We start from the raw sequence: 15,366 nt of genomic DNA on the forward strand, positions 1-15,366 counted from the left end.
AATCCGGTCCCATTCCAGAGGAATTCATCGAATGAAGACGAAAAAACGAACGCTGCACGGGGCCCGCTTCGTGATCACCGGAGCGGCCGGCGGGCTCGGGCTGGCTCTATGTGCCGAGCTCGGCCGCATGGGCGCTCGCATCATCGGCTTTGACGCCGATCCCGAGGCGTTGAAAGCGGCCTCGGCGGCCTTACAGCAAGAGGGCATAGACCATCACCTGCAGCTTCTCGACATCACCGATGCAAATGCAGTCAGACAGGCGCTGCAAGGCCTCGACGTGCAGCCGATCGACGGTTTGATCTTGAACGCCGGTATTACGCGCATCCTGCCTTTTCGCGAAATGCCCTTCGAACAGTTCGTTAAAGTGTTCGAGGTGAACGTTTTCGGCGCTGTCATCTTCGCAAAAGAGCTGATCGAGTCCCTGCGTTCTACTGAAGGGGTCATCGTCGGCATATCAAGCGTCAGCGGATTCGCTCCTCTGATGAATCGCACGGCCTACTCCGCCTCGAAACATGCACTCGCAGGATTTCTCGAAACCCTGCGCAGCGAAGAGCCCGACCTGAACGTGCTTGTCGTGTATCCGTCGTTTTTGCAAACAGGTATTCGCAGTCGGGCTGTTAACGATACGGCCGCTCATCATAAGGCCGGCGAGCTTTCCGCGAATGCGGCCGCTGCCCGTATCGTCGATGCCATCATCGATCGCAGGCGTCGGCTCTATATGCCTTTTCAGGCACGTCTTGCGCGCCTTGTATGGAATATCTTTCCCAATCTATATATCAAGCTAATGAAGAAAAGAGCGTGAGGCTACGAACTGTTGCTTCGAGATTCGTCCGATCAGACCGGCTCCCAGATACTGCACTCCTCCTGGCCAGGTATGGCCTCCGCCATGAACTTCATAGAGTTGAAGCTTCGACCTGGGGCATTGCCAGTCATGACGGATTACACGCGTCGGATCGTCTCCAACTCTGACAGACAGGACTGTGGAAAGGGGCGCATTGCATCCGAATCTGCTCGCGAAGAAGCCGCCATTCGAAATACCCGTTACATAGACACGACTGCGATCGATTCCATAGCGGGTGGCCATCGTCTCGATCAGTTTACGGACAAAGCCCGTATCATCACGATCCTCCTGATAACCGTAGCCTGCCTATTTCACCTGAGCCCATTCGCCTTCACATGAGCCCGATCGCGCTGCAACGGCAAGATGCGCAGGCTCCGGCTGGGGACCGTTGATAGGGATGTACCGGTTCTGCTCCGAACCCTGCAAGGCAAAGACACCAATAAGCGAGCTGTTCTGTGCAGTCATTTGCTGTTCAGACGAACCATATGCTGCATACAGAGTTGCCGCAGGAACCGGATCTATGTAAACAGAGAGCATATAGTGATTCACATCTCCGCCCGCAGCATAAGTGTGTACAGTCGGCGGCGGCAACTCGGGACAGGTTACCGGCGTTAAGGCAGGCAGAAGCAGCTCAAACGGTGGGCCCGCTTCTGATCCTGATTGTTCGTCCATATAGTTATACAGAGGGATGCAGGAGCCGAGGTACACAACTGCAAGAATCCACGCACTGAGTCTGATTGACTGGAATACCGTCATTCTTCGCTTCATCCCTGCGGTGAGAAGGTATTTGAATCCGGTCCAATGCATCCATTCGAAGCGGCGCGAATCATATAATCATCCAGCCCGGGATTAGGTGTGGGGATTGTTCCCTCGTTTGAGTCAAAGTCCGCGGCCGAAATCGTATAGAAGAGAATCCAGTTCGTTGCTTGCAGTGTCTTTCCGAAAAAGAGATAATGGGTAGCCGATGGAACAGTTCCCGATATCTGAAACAGGAGGTCTCCCTGCTGCGGCATGATGTCCTCAATAAACACGCTTTCGGTGGGAGCCGTGCAGGCAACTCCTGACATCACCGCCAGAGCAAGAGCCTTACTGGATTCAGAAGATGTCATCTTTTTTTCCGTGGCCTCATTCCATAAAAGCAAACAGGAATTCAAGCCGAACAAAAGGGATAATAACACGATGCGTTTCATTTGCTCTGCTCCTGCTTTAGTTTGCAGTTTCGGACTTTTTATCCTGGCTTGATGGGGTGGCGGCAGCTGCGGGCTCACGCAATACGATCCTGCGTATGTCGTTACGGGCTATCGTAACTCTCTCAATCGCCTCTTCATCCTCTTTCTTCTCATCAGCAGATGCCTTTTTCTTATAATAAAGGATCGTCTGAATGTCCTTTTTATTGAGATGCTTGAGGCCCGATGACGTGCGCACGACGACGACATCTTTGCTCTGACGCAATACAGTGCCGAGTACGGTCTGTCCTCCGCGAAGCACGATCCTATCGACGGGTTCGACCTCTACGGGCTTCATCTTTGTTAGAAGGACGATACTGCGCTCATCAAGGGATTCGATACGTCCGATCTTTGTTTCACCGGACTTGAGAATCAAAACGGTCTCACCGCCATCGTTTGACGACAGCTTCATATAAAGATCAAGGCCGGCCTGAACGATCTGCTCTTCTTCTTTCTCGATCTCTGCGGGCGTGCGGATCACAAAGCGTTGATCGCATTCCTCTACGTCAATGGTCTTAACATTCAACGACATCACTGCACCGCCAAGAATACTCAGCGTTGCATCCTGCCATGAATAACTTTCTTTAATACGGTAGGAGCGATCGGGAGACAGCACAGAGTCGTCGAGCACGGCCTTTTTAAAGGGATATACGCCAAAAAGCAATCCCCACTGCTTCTGCGATTTCTTGAGCGTGCAATTGCTCTGCTGGCCGCCCAGTGCAACAGGTGTCGTACCCGAAGGGCTTTGTATCACTGTTGAAGAGCAGGATGCCAGCATCAGTGCGGCGGCAAAGGGGATTATCCTGTGCATGTAAGACTCCGATTTCGACCTGAGTCGGCATTTTAGGGCTTGAGAGCGCCGTTATGTATTGAGAGCAGACGCTTCTTCGAACTATATTCGAAAGAAACAGGATTTGTAGAAATACGTCAAGCCATTTTAGCAAATTCATGTGCAGAGATATAACGATGCTCACGCCGGACGGCTTCGCAAGCGAACCATACATTCGACGCCGTCGGTAACGTTCTGAATCTCAAGTACGGCACGGTTGCCTTTAATATGTTCGTAGGCGAGCAAAAGTCCCATTCCGCTTCCCGATTCTCCCGTCGCCGACCTCATGGGGACGACCTTCATGCCCGTACGAATCTGCTCGATCGTTTCGCGACGAATCGTCGAACCACTGTTAAAAATTCGGATAACGATCCAGTTCTCCCATTCATAAACGCGGACCGATATACTTCCTCCGTTCTGCGTGAATCTTACGGCATTGCTGATGAGACTGCGAAGTACGACCCGCATACTGTTCACGTCACAGTGAATGGAAGAAAAGCCGGCCGGCATATCGAGATTGAACTGGATGCTCCTTTCGAGCATTTCCTTCCTAAAGAACTCAACTACAGGCGAAAGCAGTGACGCAACGTCGGCAGATTCAATACTGTAACGAGTCTGCTTGCGCTGCATCCGGTACAATTCGATAAGGCCCTGCTGCAGAGAAAGGACTCGCTCGATGGAGCTTTTCAACATGGAAAGAACGTCGCGAAGCTCTGCGTCGCTCATTCGTTTATGCCCTATCTCAAGCTCTTCGTTCACGACGTGCAGTCCCATCTGAACGGCGGCAAGAGGTCCGCCGATGTCATGAGATACGATGCTTACGAAACGATCTCGAGCCTTCTCAGTTTCTTCCAGTTCGGTCACCAATGACTGCCGATCTTCAATCAGACGCTCTAAAATCAAAAGAAGATAACCGCCAAGCAAAAGCATGGGAAGAGACAGCATACTGACGACCGATATGCCAAACAATCCACTAACGGTGAAAAAATCCTTCTCTGTTACGGGGCCCGCGAGGGATGGGATGATGCGAATCCAGGAGAATACGATGAATAGCAAAGCACCGATTCCCATTAATACCCTGGACGCCCGATAATCCAGCCGTGTGCGCATGACGATAACGAGGAAGGGAATCCAGAGCATGCCATGCAGCAGGGCAAACGCTATGATCCTGTCCTTTAAATCACCGGCAAGGGCGACGACTGCAAAGATCAACCCACTGAAAGCGCCGGCGATCAGAATGGCGTATTTTCCGCGCTCCTTTCCCGAAAAACGCTTCATGCTTACAGTGAGGCATGCCGGAGCCATCAACAATAGAGCGTTAGCAAGAAATATCGAAAAGGCGTCAGGAATGAAGCCGCGAAGCGCCATCAACAGAACTCCCGACCCATACAACAGATAGCCAAGCATCCATTCAAGAGCGCCGGGGAATACGCGAAGCTTCCGGAAGGCCATCAACAAAACGAAAATGCCCCAGATCGTTATACAGGTAAAGGCGATAAAGATCGGCCGGACGTCCATTTCCATCGAATCCAATCCGTCCAACCGAGACGTCAGATGCAAGCAAAAAGCCTCTAACGCTGCTGAAAGGGGATCTGAATCAGAGGAGCCCCCGTTCCCTGCACCTGGGGAAGCTTACCGTCCCACTTTTTTATCCATTCCATGTCTCGCAGTAAAGGATTGAGTGCCGTCGTTTTCAGACGATAGGACTCAGCTTCAGCTCTGGCCGTTGCAATCTGCTGCTCCGCTTCCGTTCGGATTCGTTCCAGATCACGCTGTGCCTTCAGAGCAAGTTGCTCGGCCTCCTGCTTCGCTTCAATAGCTGCCTTGAACTTTTCGGAAAAGTCAAAGTCCTTGGTGGAAACCTGATCGACGGTTATATAATACGGTTCAAGCCTTTCCCGCAACGTCTTTTCAATTTCATCGGTAACGACATGCCTGTTTGTAATAAGATCGACGGCAGTATACCGCGCCGTTACTGCCTTCACCGTTTCCTGTACTGCCGGTTCGATGATGCGCTCGCTGTAGTCCTCGCCGATGTTTTGATAAATCAGATTGACCTGCTCCGGATTTACGTGATAGTTCAGGGCGATGACCGTGCTGATTTCCTGCAAATCTCGTGATGCGGCGCTTGCTACGACCTCATGCTTCTGAATGCGCACATCGACTCTGACGATCGATTGCATGATGGGCACACGAAAGTTCAGCCCCTCAGATAAAATGCGGTCGCTGACGGCGCCAAGATTCAGGAGAACTCCGCGATGACCGGCGGGAATCAGCACGATCGGATTCAAGAACATGAGAAACACAAGTATACCGACGGCGATAAGTATCGGCCTGCGAAAACGATTAAAAAGTTCCATAGAGAGTCCTCCGGTTCTGGTTCAAGAACGGGAAAATGTAACGCTCGTCCCGTGGCCGACAAGTCTTTTTTACGAGACTGCGCCGTCGGCCGACTCGCCCTGAAGGTTGTAAAGCTTCATCTTGCGATAGAGAGTCGTTCGGCCTATGCCCAGGATTTGAGCGGCCTTCTTTATATTGCCGTCTGCAAGCTGAATGGCCCTGATGATTGCCCGGGCATCGGATTGTTGCAGGGAAAGAGCTTCAGCGGACTCTTCGCGGCATTCGATACAAAGATGCTCCGTGCAGATAGGTCCGCCTTCTGCCAGAAAGGCCGCCTGCGAAAGCACGTTATGCAGCTCACGAAGATTACCTGGCCAGCTATATGCATGCAGGGCCCTGAGCACTTCGGCAGAAAGATCCGTTTCAGGATATTCCATCCGTATCAACATCATTCGGGCGATCACTTCAAGGTCCGACCTTTCTCGCAGCGGAGGAAGCTCGATCGAGATGACCTTCAATCGGTAGTAGAGGTCGGATCGGAACCTGCCTGCTTCGATCTCGGCGGGAAGGTTTCGATGGGTCGCCGCTATGATGCGTACGTCGACCGGAATAGGTTTAACCGCTCCGACCGGATAAACACATTTCTCCTGTAACACACGCAGAAGAGCCGCTTGAGCTCGGAGCGGCATATCGCCGATCTCATCGAGAAAAAGCGTGCCCTGATGCGCGGCGACGAACTTCCCGCGTGAACCCTGCTTCGATGCACCCGTAAAGGCATGCGGTACATAGCCGAACAGCTCCGATTCGATCAGGGATTCCGGGATGGCGCTACAGTTCACTGCGACAAAGGGCCCACGGCTCCCGTAAGAGTGAATCGATTGCGCAAGCAGCTCTTTGCCCGTTCCGCTTTCTCCATGCAGCAATACGGGCAGATCAACCGCGGCGGCGCGACGCCCGAGAGCGACGGCTCTCTCGATACTCCGGCAGCTTCCATATATATCTTTGAATTCGAACAGACTTTCGGATAACGCTCTGCCGCGATCGTTTTTCGAGTTTGAGCCGACGAAGGACCATTGTTTTGCCGTATTATCATATACCGACTCCAATCGGAAAAGATCCGGCCTTGACAGCGGCTGCCCCAGACAATGACGCCCCAGCAGCCGCTGCGCCTGCCCGTTGGCTCGCACGATCCGGCGATCCGCATCAAGTGAGATCAACGCTACTCCGTGCATTCTGCCCGCATGTTCCAGCTCCTCCACCATAAGCAGATTCTTGCGACGCGCATCTTCATATAGAATGCGATTCTGTACGGCCTCTACCGTCATCATAACAAGCTGCAAAGCCATGCCCGGCATCATGTCCCGCGGCGCACTGATGTCGATGACCCCCATGAACTCACCCTCAGGGGAGAAAAGCGGAGCGGCCACACAGGAAAGAAAACCGTTGACGGCAAGGTAGTGCTGCCGTCCGAACACAGAGACGGGTTTCTTCTCTATGAGCGCTGTACCTATGGCGTTTGTTCCGCGCTGCTGCTCGCTCCAGTTCGCCCCGTTTTGTAGCTGGACCTGAGCGGCTCGCCTTTCAAAGTCCCGGTGCCCAACCGATTCGATTATCGTACCGTCAACATCGACTAAAAAGGCGTGGGCGTTCCACTGACGCAGAGCCGACGACAGGCCGTCAAAGGCGAACAGAGTATGGTGAATCAACGACTTCCTTTCGGCAACCTTCTGTTTCAAGGCCCTCCCTGTTAAGATATTCCCCTCAGGATGATCGGCCTTCTGAAAACCGTAGTTGCGACTGCGTATCCACGATTGCCGCAGTATGTTCATCTGCTTTACAGCAAGCATTCTCATGTAACGACTCCCCCTAACAGGGCTCGCATCGGCACGCGGAATTGTAAAGAAATTTTCATATCTCGTGATCACGGGATAAGCAACGAACGAAAACTTTAATGCGGTAGCGTGTTTCATTTTGAAACACAGTATCGTTACCCTCCACTGCGATGAAACAAATTGAAACAGATCTTGCGGGCACGTCCATTGCATTCTCTCGACCACTGAAACCATCAGGGAGAGTGAATATGATCTATGCAAGACCGAACGAAGCGAACGCAAAGATACGCTTCAAAAGCCGCTATGACAACTTCATCGGAGGAGAATGGAAGAAGCCGATCAAGGGAGCCTACTTCGAGAATATCAGTCCCGTGACCGGACAACCTTTCTGCGAGGTTCCCCGATCGACGCACGAAGACGTCGACATGGCCCTTGACGCCGCTCATCAAGCGGCCGATGCCTGGGGCAAGGCGTCCGTTGCCGAGCGCTCCAACATTCTTTTGAAAATCGCCGATCGCATGGAAGCGAACCTGGAGCTGCTGGCAGTGGCCGAAACGTGGGATAACGGAAAGCCGATCAGAGAAACGCTGGCCGCCGACCTTCCGCTGGCCATCGATCACTTCCGTTACTTTGCCGGCGCCATCAGGGCGCAGGAAGGAACGTTATCTGTACTGGATAACGATACGGTCGCCTATCATTTCAAAGAGCCGCTGGGCGTCGTCGGTCAGATTATTCCGTGGAATTTTCCGTTGCTGATGGCCGCCTGGAAAATGGCTCCGGCTCTTGCGGCGGGCAATTGCGTTGTCTTGAAGCCGGCCGAGCAGACGCCGGCAAGCATTCTTGTGTGGATGGAGCTCGTCGCCGATTTACTTCCACCGGGCGTATTGAATATCGTTAACGGTTACGGCCTGGAGGCCGGCAAGCCGCTGGCCTCCAGCAACCGCATCGCAAAAGTCGCCTTCACCGGAGAAACGACGACCGGTCGTCTGATCATGCAGTATGCCTCGGCTAACATCATTCCGGTCACGCTGGAACTGGGTGGTAAGTCGCCGAACATCTTCTTCGCCGACATCATGGAATCGAAGGACGACTTCTTCGACAAAGCGCTTGAAGGCTTCGCAATGTTTGCCCTGAACCAGGGAGAGGTCTGTACGTGCCCGTCGCGAGCCCTGATCCATGAATCGATCTATGAAGAGTTCATGCATCATGCCGTCGACCGCGTCGCTAAGATAACGCAGGGTAACCCGCTCGATACGACTACGATGATCGGAGCACAGTGTTCGAGCGAACAGGTAGAGAAGATTCTATCTTACATCGATATCGGAAGACAGGAAGGAGCCGAATGCCTTATCGGCGGCGAAAGGGCGAAGCTCTCAGAAGATCTGCGCGAAGGATATTACATCAAGCCGACGGTCTTTAAAGGAAACAATCGCATGCGCATCTTTCAGGAAGAGATTTTCGGTCCTGTCGTTTCCGTTACGACGTTCAAGGATATGGACGATGCGCTGAGCATTGCAAACGATACGCTGTACGGTCTGGGTTCCGGAGTCTGGACTCGCGACATGAATACGGCCTATCGCATGGGACGCGGAATCCAGGCCGGCCGCGTCTGGACGAATTGCTACCATGCCTATCCGGCCCATGCGGCGTTCGGAGGGTACAAGCAATCAGGCATCGGCCGGGAAACGCATCATATGATGCTCTCTCATTACCAGCAGGTGAAAAATCTGCTCGTCAGTTACAGCCCGAAAGCACTGGGCTTTTTTTGATCCCCTTTTGTACGGGCGCTCCGGCGCCCTTTTTTTCAGGAGGATAGCATGGCAGAGGCTAAACAACGCGTTGATGTTACACCCGAGGCGGCAGCCGTCATTCGGAAGCTGCACTCCCTGCACGGCAATCTCATCTTTCATCAATCAGGAGGATGCTGTGACGGCTCGGCACCGATGTGCTACAGAGCGGACGAATTTCTTATCTCGGAACACGACGTTCTGCTCGGTACTATCGAAGAGACGCCGTTTTATATGAGTGCCGGGCAGTTCGAATACTGGCAGCATACCTTCCTGACCGTCGATATCGTGCCGGGAAAAGGCGGATTCTCTCTTGAGGCCTCGGAAGGGGTGCGATTCCATATCAGGAGTCGGTTGCTCGAATAATCCGGCACATCGTGCATTATTCCAACCTGGCCCTCTACTCCGCCACCCACGAGGCCGAAGCAATGACTCCACCTTTATAGAGAATACGCCCATCAAAGCGATCGCCTGCCTTAAAACCCGCAGCTCCAGCCGGAGTGCCCGTCAGAATCACATCGTTGTCTTCAAGCCCGAACTCCCGGTCGATCTCTTTGATCAGCCGATCGGGCGGAAACAGCATATCGGTCACACCGCCCTTCTGCCTCAGCTCTTCATTGATGAAAAGCTCAAGTGAAAGATGCTCCATCCCATCGGGTAACGCCACAAAAGGACCGAGAAGAGCCGATTCTCTGAAGGCCTTAGATCTTTCCCAGGGAAGGCCCTTCTCTTTCAACGAATTCTGAAGATCTTGCAGCGTCAGATCCAGGGCAACGGCGACAGGGCGGACTCCCCGGATCAAAAGAGCAATCTCGCCCTCAAAACGGATTCCGATACGGTCGGTTGCGAGAAGCCTGTTTGAAAGGGCGCTTCCGGGCTTGATAAATAGGACCGGCTCATCGGGCACGGAGTTCCCGAGTTCCTGTGCGTGGGCGGCGTAGTTCCGACCAACACAGACCAGTTTCTGTGGACGAAAGTTGATCCCCCATATTCCCATTGAGCGAAAGCCATGGCTCGCTTTCTCATGCACCGGGCTCGAGTCATGCGGATTTTTGTTGCTGAGATAATAAAGAAAATTGAGAATCACAATCAAGCAGCCCTCTGACTGCCAGGCATCGGTTCAGGAATTCCGCCTCCTATGAAACTTTTTCAGAAAAATTCCGGACATTATTCGGCTATTTAACGTCGATTTCGTCCTATATCCGGTCGGTATATGCGCGCTCAGATCCTCATCGTTCCAATGCTTCTCTCCTTGCTGGCCTGCAAGGCGGAGCCGGCGCGCCTTGAGCTGCTGCTCGACGACCATCGCACCATCGAATTCCATCATCTCAGCGGATCAAATCCCGTGACGGATCCCGACTTTCCATCGCACACCCTGCTCTGGCAGGCCGTCGATTCAAACAGCGAGCTGCATCAGGGGTTTTACAGCGGTCGCCTTTATATCAGACTAACCCTCTCCGACAGCCAGAACGGAAAATACCGCATCCGCTTTCGCAACTCCAACCTCGAGAATGTGGATTTCCTCGATCCGGCGACCGGCGCCGTTATACATGAAGGCGTGCGCAGCCGTTCACGGGCCGTCTTTCCATCGTTTGAGCTCGACACAGACGGCGGGCGGTCGCTTCTGATCCGCGTCGATTCGCGAACGCCGTACAGGCTTCCGCTTGAGATCATTCCCGAATCGGAATGGACCAATACGGAGCGACTGAGCGGCATCGTACCGGCCTTCGTTGGCGGGGCGACTCTGACGCTGCTTGTTTATTATTTTCTGCTCTGGCGCCGGACGGGCGATCGTTCATCGCTGTATTTTTTGCCGTATCTGCTTTTCGTTTCGCTCCATCGACTCACGTATCACGGTGTGCTGACGCCGCTTCTCAAGCCCGATAACGGGCATCTGCAACTGCCTCTTGCTCTTTTCTTCTCTCTCGGAGCGACGATTATCCTGCTGCTCTGGACGAACCACTTCTTGAGGCCGCTCATATTCGGTCCGGCGATGCGGTACCTCACTCAGCTTTCGGTCATCATAACCGCCGCGCTGCTCGTGGCCGTTCCATTCACGCCGTATCTTGCGAATCAGCTTACGTATCTCATGGCCCTGCCCTATTCCGTTTATCTGATTCTTCTCGGCTTTACGGCCGCCCGGATGGGCTACGGACCGGCGCTGTATTTTGGGTTATCCGTTCTAACGTTTCCCGTCAGCATCATTACGACCTTTCTTCTTACCGTGGGCATGTCATCCATTCCCCCCTACGTTGATTTTGCCGTAGACGCCTCTTTCCTTCTTCAGATACTGCTTCGACGGGCTTCGCAGCGAGGTCCAGGAGGCGCACGACAAACTGGAATCCGAGGTCAGGCTGCGCACCGCAGAGCTCCGGGAAGAGGTAATTGAACGAACGCGAGCGCAGAAAAGCGCCGAAGAGGCGAACCGGGCGAAGACGCAATTCCTTGCCAATATCTCGCATGAGATACGCACTCCGATGAACGTTATCCTTGGCACGAACGAATTACTCAGAGAACAGCCCGATCTGAAAGAAGATCAGCGCCAGCTGTTAGGGGCCATGCATCAGGCCGGCGTCTCGCTGTTACAGATACTCGACGACGTTCTTCAGACTTCCAGGCTCGAACTCGGACAGGTTAACGTTAACCAGCAGGACTTTCTACTTCGCGAGTGGCTCGATCACCTCTGCGCTCCGTTCGCTCTGCGTATGAAGTCGGTGGGTCTTTCCTTTCAAACACAGATCGATGACGTGCCCGATCGGTTGATCGGCGACGCCACAAGCGCTTCACAGATTCTGGGTAACCTGCTCTCGAATGCCGTGAAGTTCACGTCACAGGGGTCGGTACAGCTGATCGTCAGCAAAGCGGAGGAGCGAGACGGCAAGGTGGGTATTCGTTTTTCGGTTATCGACACAGGCATCGGAATACCCGAAGAGGATCATGCTTACATTTTCTCGCCGTTTTCGCCCGCCAGCTCGCGTACGGCGGCACGCTACGGGGGTACGGGTCTGGGGTTATCCATCGCTCGTTCGCTGACGAAGCTGCTTGGCGGAACGCTGACGTTCGAGAGCCGCATCGGATCGGGTTCGCAGTTTACGCTGACTCTGCCCTTTCGAACGGTGCAGGAAAAGCCGGTCACGGCGCCGGCTGCTGAACGTTTCATAAACGCTCGAATCCTTCTGGCAGAGGATCAGCCCGAAAACCGTTTCCTTTTCGACAGATACTTAAGAAAGCATGTACGTGAGCTTATCTTCGCCGAAGACGGCGAACAGGCTGTAACGACCTATTCGTCCACAGCCTTTGATCTTATTTTAATGGATATCCGCATGCCGGTCATGGACGGCTATGAGGCCTATGTTCGCATTCGTGAATTCGAAAGCGCCAGCGGCCGACATCATACCCCTGTACTGGCGCTCACCGCTCATGCCATGGATGCCGATCAGGACCGTCTGCGTCAGACGGGATTTGATGAGATCCTCACCAAACCCGTTCGTAAGACTGACCTGCTCGACGCCATCCAGCGTCATGTCGATGTCGTTCGTCCTTTTTAGATCAAAGCAGCTCGGCGATCTGCACGGCGTTCAGGGCGGCGCCTTTCAGAAGCTGGTCACCGACGACGAATAGCTGTACGTTTGTTCCGCTCTGATCGTCATAGTCCATACGAACGCGGCCGACATAGACGTCGTCTTTGCCCGAAACCTCAAGCGGCATGGGAAAGCGATTGGCCTGACGGTTATCCAGCACCTTTACTCCGGGGAAGGCTGCGAGCGCCTCGCGCATCTTTTCAACATCGCCCTTCTCGCGAAGCTCAAGATGAATGGACTCGGCGTGAGCACGAAACGTACTCACACGCACGCAGGTGGGAGCGATGGCGATATTCGCATCACCGAGGATCTTATGCGTTTCCTTGACCATTTTCACCTCTTCCTGGTTATACCCCGACTCGGGGTCCATCGAAGAGTTATGGCTGAAGACGTTGAAGGCCAGCTGATGCGGCAGAATATTCGTCGGAACCTCGGTTCCGGCCAGATGCGCCTTCGCCTGATCTTCAAGCTCCTGCATCGCGGCGGCGCCTGCGCCCGAAGCGGCCTGATAGGTCGATACGATGATCTTTTTCACGCCGTATAACTTGTAGATCGGATAAACGGCCATCAGCAGAATGATCGTCGAGCAGTTCGGATTGGCGATGATGCCTTTATGCAGTTTTACGGCCTCGGGGTTGATCTCGGGCACGACAAGCGGCACCTCGGGATCCATACGAAAGGCGCTTGAGTTATCCACGACCACACAACCCGACGATACGGCCACGGGACCGTACTGCTTGCTAATCGACCCGCCGGCGCTGAAAAGCGCCACCTGAACGTCATGAAAGGAATCCTCTGAAAGAGCCTCAACCGTATATTCTTTGCCGCGAAACGTCATCGTCTTACCGGCCGAGCGCGGTGAAGCAAGCAGCTTCAGCTGACCGACATCAACGTTACGGTTTTCAAGAACCTTGAGGATCTCGACGCCAACGGCGCCGGTCGCCCCAACGACGGCATAATTCTTCGACATGGGAGACTCCTGCTTCCGAAATAGAATGTCACAACAAGTTTACTCAAAAAACCAACGTCCGTGTTGTTTTTTGAGGGGCGACTTCTGAAGCTCTGGCTCCGATTTTCTGCTTCCGGCTACAGGGCAAAGCGCTTTTTCTGTATGAAGTATGGCCGCAGTTCCCGAGAACACACCGCCTCGTACAGCAAACGGGAGCACGCGAACAGGAATGACGCACGACTCCCCGAAGGTTTCCCGAAAAACCGGCGCGGGCCCGATGAAGGCCGGGTTGCTCTGGCTTCTGCTTGGCGCTGAACGGCGAACGATTGCGACGCGGCTATCGTCCGACGAGCTGCTCGAACTGGCAGAAGGCGGCAGGGCCTATAAAGCGGCCTCTTCGCGCGATAAGGCAAAGGCGCTGCATACGGTACGAAGGGTTCTCGCGAACGAACGTGAGCACTCCTGGCCGGCCGCGCTCAGTGCCGGCCTGTTCGTTCTGGCGGCCGCCCTTTTCGTCGCACATGCCGCCCTGCGCCCCGAACAACCTTTTCTTTATCTGCTTTCGCTTTTCGGACCGCTTCTGATCGGATGCATCTCACCGCTCATGCTCTATCTGCTTCCGGCCTACCGTCGCGTCGGCCTCTTCTCGCCGTCGGGCTTCCTTTACGCTCCGCCGGCCTTTGTTGCGCTTCTCTGGCTGCTCTTCTTGATCAATACCTCCTCTGACATCCCGATTGCCCGACTTCCGTTTTTTGAACTGAGCATTTTGAGCCTCGGCGCACTTCTTGCTCCGCTGCTTGAAGAGATATTTTTTCGCGAGCTCCTGCCGGGCTCGGTCGGGCGGTCGCCGCATTTCGCCGGCCATCTGGGATCGGCCGTTCTCTTTGCGGTGCTTCACCTGCCCGTCGATGGATGGCAGTTTGTTTATTATCTGATGGCAGCGGCTACGTTATCGCTGCTTCGCATCCTGAGCGGCAATCTGCTCTGGCCCATCGCCGTTCACAGCGCGGCCAATATCGCCTCGCTCTGGATCATGCGATAGAGCCGGCGCCTGCTTCAGTCGTAGCAATAGCAAACCGTATGTCGATGCGACATACGTTATCGTACGTATATCTTCGTGAAATCAAAGGGCTCGGGCAGGGCCGTTTTCGCGTCTTTTAGATTCGCCTTCGGCTTCTGCACGGACTCCGTATCGACGGCCTCGGTCATATAACCCGACTCCAGACGCTGCCCGTCTTTCAAGAAAACGATGCGCTTTGCTTCACTGAAATTCTCGAAAAGCGTGAGCGTCAGGCATATCTGATACATGCGCGCAATGCGGATGACGTTCTCCTCGCTTTCTCCGCCTACTGACCGACGATGCCGATGCAGCACCTTATTCAAATACGCCGAGTCGACGTCGATATAGAGATCCCCTTCGCGCATCCAGAAGCGACTGACGGCAAGATCAAGTGACGGAAAGAAATAGCCCGGAGCGGAGGGGCGGGACTTGCCCTGCACAAGAGGGAAGGGAGAACGCACAACGTAGGCAAGATGTCGTGCATCCTGTTCGAGATCGCCCGTCTTTTCCATCTGCTCGTGCAGCTGCAAGATGCTGTGATCATGCCGGGAGAGCGTGAAATACGGAATATCTTCGCGAGAATCAAGAGCGGGAAAGGAATAGCTCAGGCCTGGAACAAGCAGGCGAAACGGATTCGACGAGGTCAGCACGCTGCCCGAAATGAAGATCAGAAAAACGGCCCACGCAAGCAGATAGAGACGGAACTGCGGTTCGGCCTCAAACCGGTCGATCAGGCGGGAGATGCGGCTACGCAGCGGCTGAAGGTATTTCATAGGAGTCCTGAGCTCAGGAAGCGGATTCTTCCGCTCACATGTGGCTTTTCAATTTCATTTTTTTCAACGGAGCCGCCCCGCAAACTTTTTTTCTTGCTCTGGCTGAATCTCTGTTCAGAATTGAAGCAACCCAGAAGTCGCTTCAGGG

Annotated in this window: 16 protein-coding genes; 6 read left to right on the plus strand and 10 right to left on the minus strand. The window is 54.0% G+C overall.

The window, feature by feature from the left end:
• The first annotated feature begins 31 nt into the window (after positions 1-31).
• The gene (locus LEPIL_RS13550; protein WP_002773176.1) at positions 32-802 is read left to right on the plus strand and encodes an SDR family NAD(P)-dependent oxidoreductase; all 771 of its coding nucleotides are present in this window, start codon (positions 32-34) and stop codon (positions 800-802) included.
• On the opposite strand, the gene LEPIL_RS23510 is transcribed toward LEPIL_RS13550, so the two are convergent.
• The 7 genes from LEPIL_RS23510 to LEPIL_RS13580 all read right to left on the minus strand — a co-directional run bounded on the left by LEPIL_RS23510 (position 782) and on the right by LEPIL_RS13580 (position 7,089).
• Entirely contained in the window at positions 782-1,084 is a 303-nt protein-coding gene (locus tag LEPIL_RS23510) for an alpha/beta hydrolase family protein (protein ID WP_143464700.1), read from the minus strand. The genes LEPIL_RS13550 and LEPIL_RS23510 overlap by 21 nt on opposite strands.
• A 63-nt stretch (positions 1,085-1,147) precedes the next feature.
• Positions 1,148-1,609: a hypothetical protein gene (locus LEPIL_RS23815; RefSeq protein WP_040918831.1), complete on the minus strand. Its 462-nt coding sequence runs from the start codon at positions 1,607-1,609 to the stop codon at positions 1,148-1,150.
• Positions 1,606-2,031 carry a hypothetical protein gene (locus LEPIL_RS13560; protein ID WP_002773178.1) on the minus strand — a complete coding sequence of 142 codons (426 nt, stop codon included), beginning with the start codon at positions 2,029-2,031 and terminating at the stop codon, positions 1,606-1,608. Before LEPIL_RS13560 ends, LEPIL_RS23815 begins: the two co-directional genes overlap by 4 nt.
• A gap of 16 nt (positions 2,032-2,047) precedes the next feature.
• Positions 2,048-2,878, minus strand: coding sequence for an LIC_13076 family protein (locus LEPIL_RS13565; RefSeq protein WP_002773180.1), 831 nt, complete (start codon positions 2,876-2,878; stop codon positions 2,048-2,050).
• 159 nt (positions 2,879-3,037) lie between these two features.
• Positions 3,038-4,420 carry a sensor histidine kinase gene (locus tag LEPIL_RS13570; RefSeq protein WP_040918836.1) on the minus strand — a complete coding sequence of 461 codons (1,383 nt, stop codon included), beginning with the start codon at positions 4,418-4,420 and terminating at the stop codon, positions 3,038-3,040.
• 47 nt (positions 4,421-4,467) lie between these two features.
• On the minus strand, positions 4,468-5,256 hold the full coding sequence (locus LEPIL_RS13575; protein WP_002773184.1) for a prohibitin family protein: 789 nt from the start codon (positions 5,254-5,256) through the stop codon (positions 4,468-4,470).
• A 69-nt stretch (positions 5,257-5,325) separates the two neighbouring features.
• Positions 5,326-7,089: a sigma-54-dependent Fis family transcriptional regulator gene (locus tag LEPIL_RS13580; protein ID WP_002773185.1), complete on the minus strand. Its 1,764-nt coding sequence runs from the start codon at positions 7,087-7,089 to the stop codon at positions 5,326-5,328.
• Between the two features lie 227 nt (positions 7,090-7,316).
• On the opposite strand from LEPIL_RS13580, the gene adh reads away from it, so the two are divergent.
• The gene (gene adh, locus LEPIL_RS13585) at positions 7,317-8,837 is read left to right on the plus strand and encodes an aldehyde dehydrogenase (protein ID WP_002773199.1); all 1,521 of its coding nucleotides are present in this window, start codon (positions 7,317-7,319) and stop codon (positions 8,835-8,837) included.
• Between the two features lie 48 nt (positions 8,838-8,885).
• A complete protein-coding gene (locus LEPIL_RS13590) occupies positions 8,886-9,221 on the plus strand; it encodes a DUF779 domain-containing protein (RefSeq protein ID WP_002773201.1) in 336 nt (111 codons plus the stop codon).
• A gap of 34 nt (positions 9,222-9,255) precedes the next feature.
• Here the strand turns inward: LEPIL_RS13590 and LEPIL_RS13595 are convergent, their stop codons facing one another.
• Positions 9,256-9,942, minus strand: coding sequence for a fumarylacetoacetate hydrolase family protein (locus tag LEPIL_RS13595; RefSeq protein ID WP_211208647.1), 687 nt, complete (start codon positions 9,940-9,942; stop codon positions 9,256-9,258).
• 126 nt (positions 9,943-10,068) lie between these two features.
• Between LEPIL_RS13595 and LEPIL_RS13600 the strand changes: the two genes are divergently transcribed.
• A complete protein-coding gene (locus tag LEPIL_RS13600) occupies positions 10,069-11,244 on the plus strand; it encodes a 7TM-DISM domain-containing protein (protein ID WP_040918840.1) in 1,176 nt (391 codons plus the stop codon).
• The gene (locus LEPIL_RS13605) at positions 11,240-12,403 is read left to right on the plus strand and encodes an ATP-binding protein (RefSeq protein ID WP_281492487.1); all 1,164 of its coding nucleotides are present in this window, start codon (positions 11,240-11,242) and stop codon (positions 12,401-12,403) included. Before LEPIL_RS13600 ends, LEPIL_RS13605 begins: the two co-directional genes overlap by 5 nt.
• 1 nt (position 12,404) lies before the next feature.
• Here the strand turns inward: LEPIL_RS13605 and LEPIL_RS13610 are convergent, their stop codons facing one another.
• Positions 12,405-13,406: an aspartate-semialdehyde dehydrogenase gene (locus tag LEPIL_RS13610; protein WP_002773206.1), complete on the minus strand. Its 1,002-nt coding sequence runs from the start codon at positions 13,404-13,406 to the stop codon at positions 12,405-12,407.
• A 256-nt stretch (positions 13,407-13,662) separates the two neighbouring features.
• Between LEPIL_RS13610 and LEPIL_RS13615 the strand changes: the two genes are divergently transcribed.
• Entirely contained in the window at positions 13,663-14,427 is a 765-nt protein-coding gene (locus LEPIL_RS13615) for a CPBP family intramembrane glutamic endopeptidase (RefSeq protein WP_157135080.1), read from the plus strand.
• Positions 14,428-14,483: 56 nt separating this feature from the next.
• Here LEPIL_RS13615 and LEPIL_RS13620 read toward each other — a convergent pair whose 3' ends face one another.
• The gene (locus LEPIL_RS13620) at positions 14,484-15,218 is read right to left on the minus strand and encodes a hypothetical protein (RefSeq protein WP_002773215.1); all 735 of its coding nucleotides are present in this window, start codon (positions 15,216-15,218) and stop codon (positions 14,484-14,486) included.
• Positions 15,219-15,366: the final 148 nt, after the last annotated feature.

Origin of the sequence: Leptonema illini DSM 21528 (genome assembly GCF_000243335.1) — a bacterium.
Taxonomy (GTDB): domain Bacteria; phylum Spirochaetota; class Leptospiria; order Leptospirales; family Leptonemataceae; genus Leptonema; species Leptonema illini.

Excerpts from the sequence above, each read along its gene's own strand:
- LEPIL_RS13610 (WP_002773206.1), bottom strand. The coding sequence starts at position 13,406 with ATGTCGAAGAATTATGCCGTCGTTGGGGCGACCGGCGCCGTTGGCGTC.
- LEPIL_RS13570 (WP_040918836.1), bottom strand. The coding sequence starts at position 4,420 with ATGGAAATGGACGTCCGGCCGATCTTTATCGCCTTTACCTGTATAACG.
- LEPIL_RS13550 (WP_002773176.1), top strand. The coding sequence starts at position 32 with ATGAAGACGAAAAAACGAACGCTGCACGGGGCCCGCTTCGTGATCACC.
- LEPIL_RS13620 (WP_002773215.1), bottom strand. The coding sequence starts at position 15,218 with ATGAAATACCTTCAGCCGCTGCGTAGCCGCATCTCCCGCCTGATCGAC.
- LEPIL_RS23815 (WP_040918831.1), bottom strand. The coding sequence starts at position 1,609 with ATGAAGCGAAGAATGACGGTATTCCAGTCAATCAGACTCAGTGCGTGG.
- LEPIL_RS13565 (WP_002773180.1), bottom strand. The coding sequence starts at position 2,878 with ATGCACAGGATAATCCCCTTTGCCGCCGCACTGATGCTGGCATCCTGC.
- LEPIL_RS13600 (WP_040918840.1), top strand. The coding sequence starts at position 10,069 with ATGCGCGCTCAGATCCTCATCGTTCCAATGCTTCTCTCCTTGCTGGCC.
- adh (WP_002773199.1), top strand. The coding sequence starts at position 7,317 with ATGATCTATGCAAGACCGAACGAAGCGAACGCAAAGATACGCTTCAAA.
- LEPIL_RS13590 (WP_002773201.1), top strand. The coding sequence starts at position 8,886 with ATGGCAGAGGCTAAACAACGCGTTGATGTTACACCCGAGGCGGCAGCC.
- LEPIL_RS13615 (WP_157135080.1), top strand. The coding sequence starts at position 13,663 with ATGAAGGCCGGGTTGCTCTGGCTTCTGCTTGGCGCTGAACGGCGAACG.
- LEPIL_RS13560 (WP_002773178.1), bottom strand. The coding sequence starts at position 2,031 with ATGAAACGCATCGTGTTATTATCCCTTTTGTTCGGCTTGAATTCCTGT.
- LEPIL_RS13575 (WP_002773184.1), bottom strand. The coding sequence starts at position 5,256 with ATGGAACTTTTTAATCGTTTTCGCAGGCCGATACTTATCGCCGTCGGT.
- LEPIL_RS23510 (WP_143464700.1), bottom strand. The coding sequence starts at position 1,084 with ATGGCCACCCGCTATGGAATCGATCGCAGTCGTGTCTATGTAACGGGT.
- LEPIL_RS13580 (WP_002773185.1), bottom strand. The coding sequence starts at position 7,089 with ATGAGAATGCTTGCTGTAAAGCAGATGAACATACTGCGGCAATCGTGG.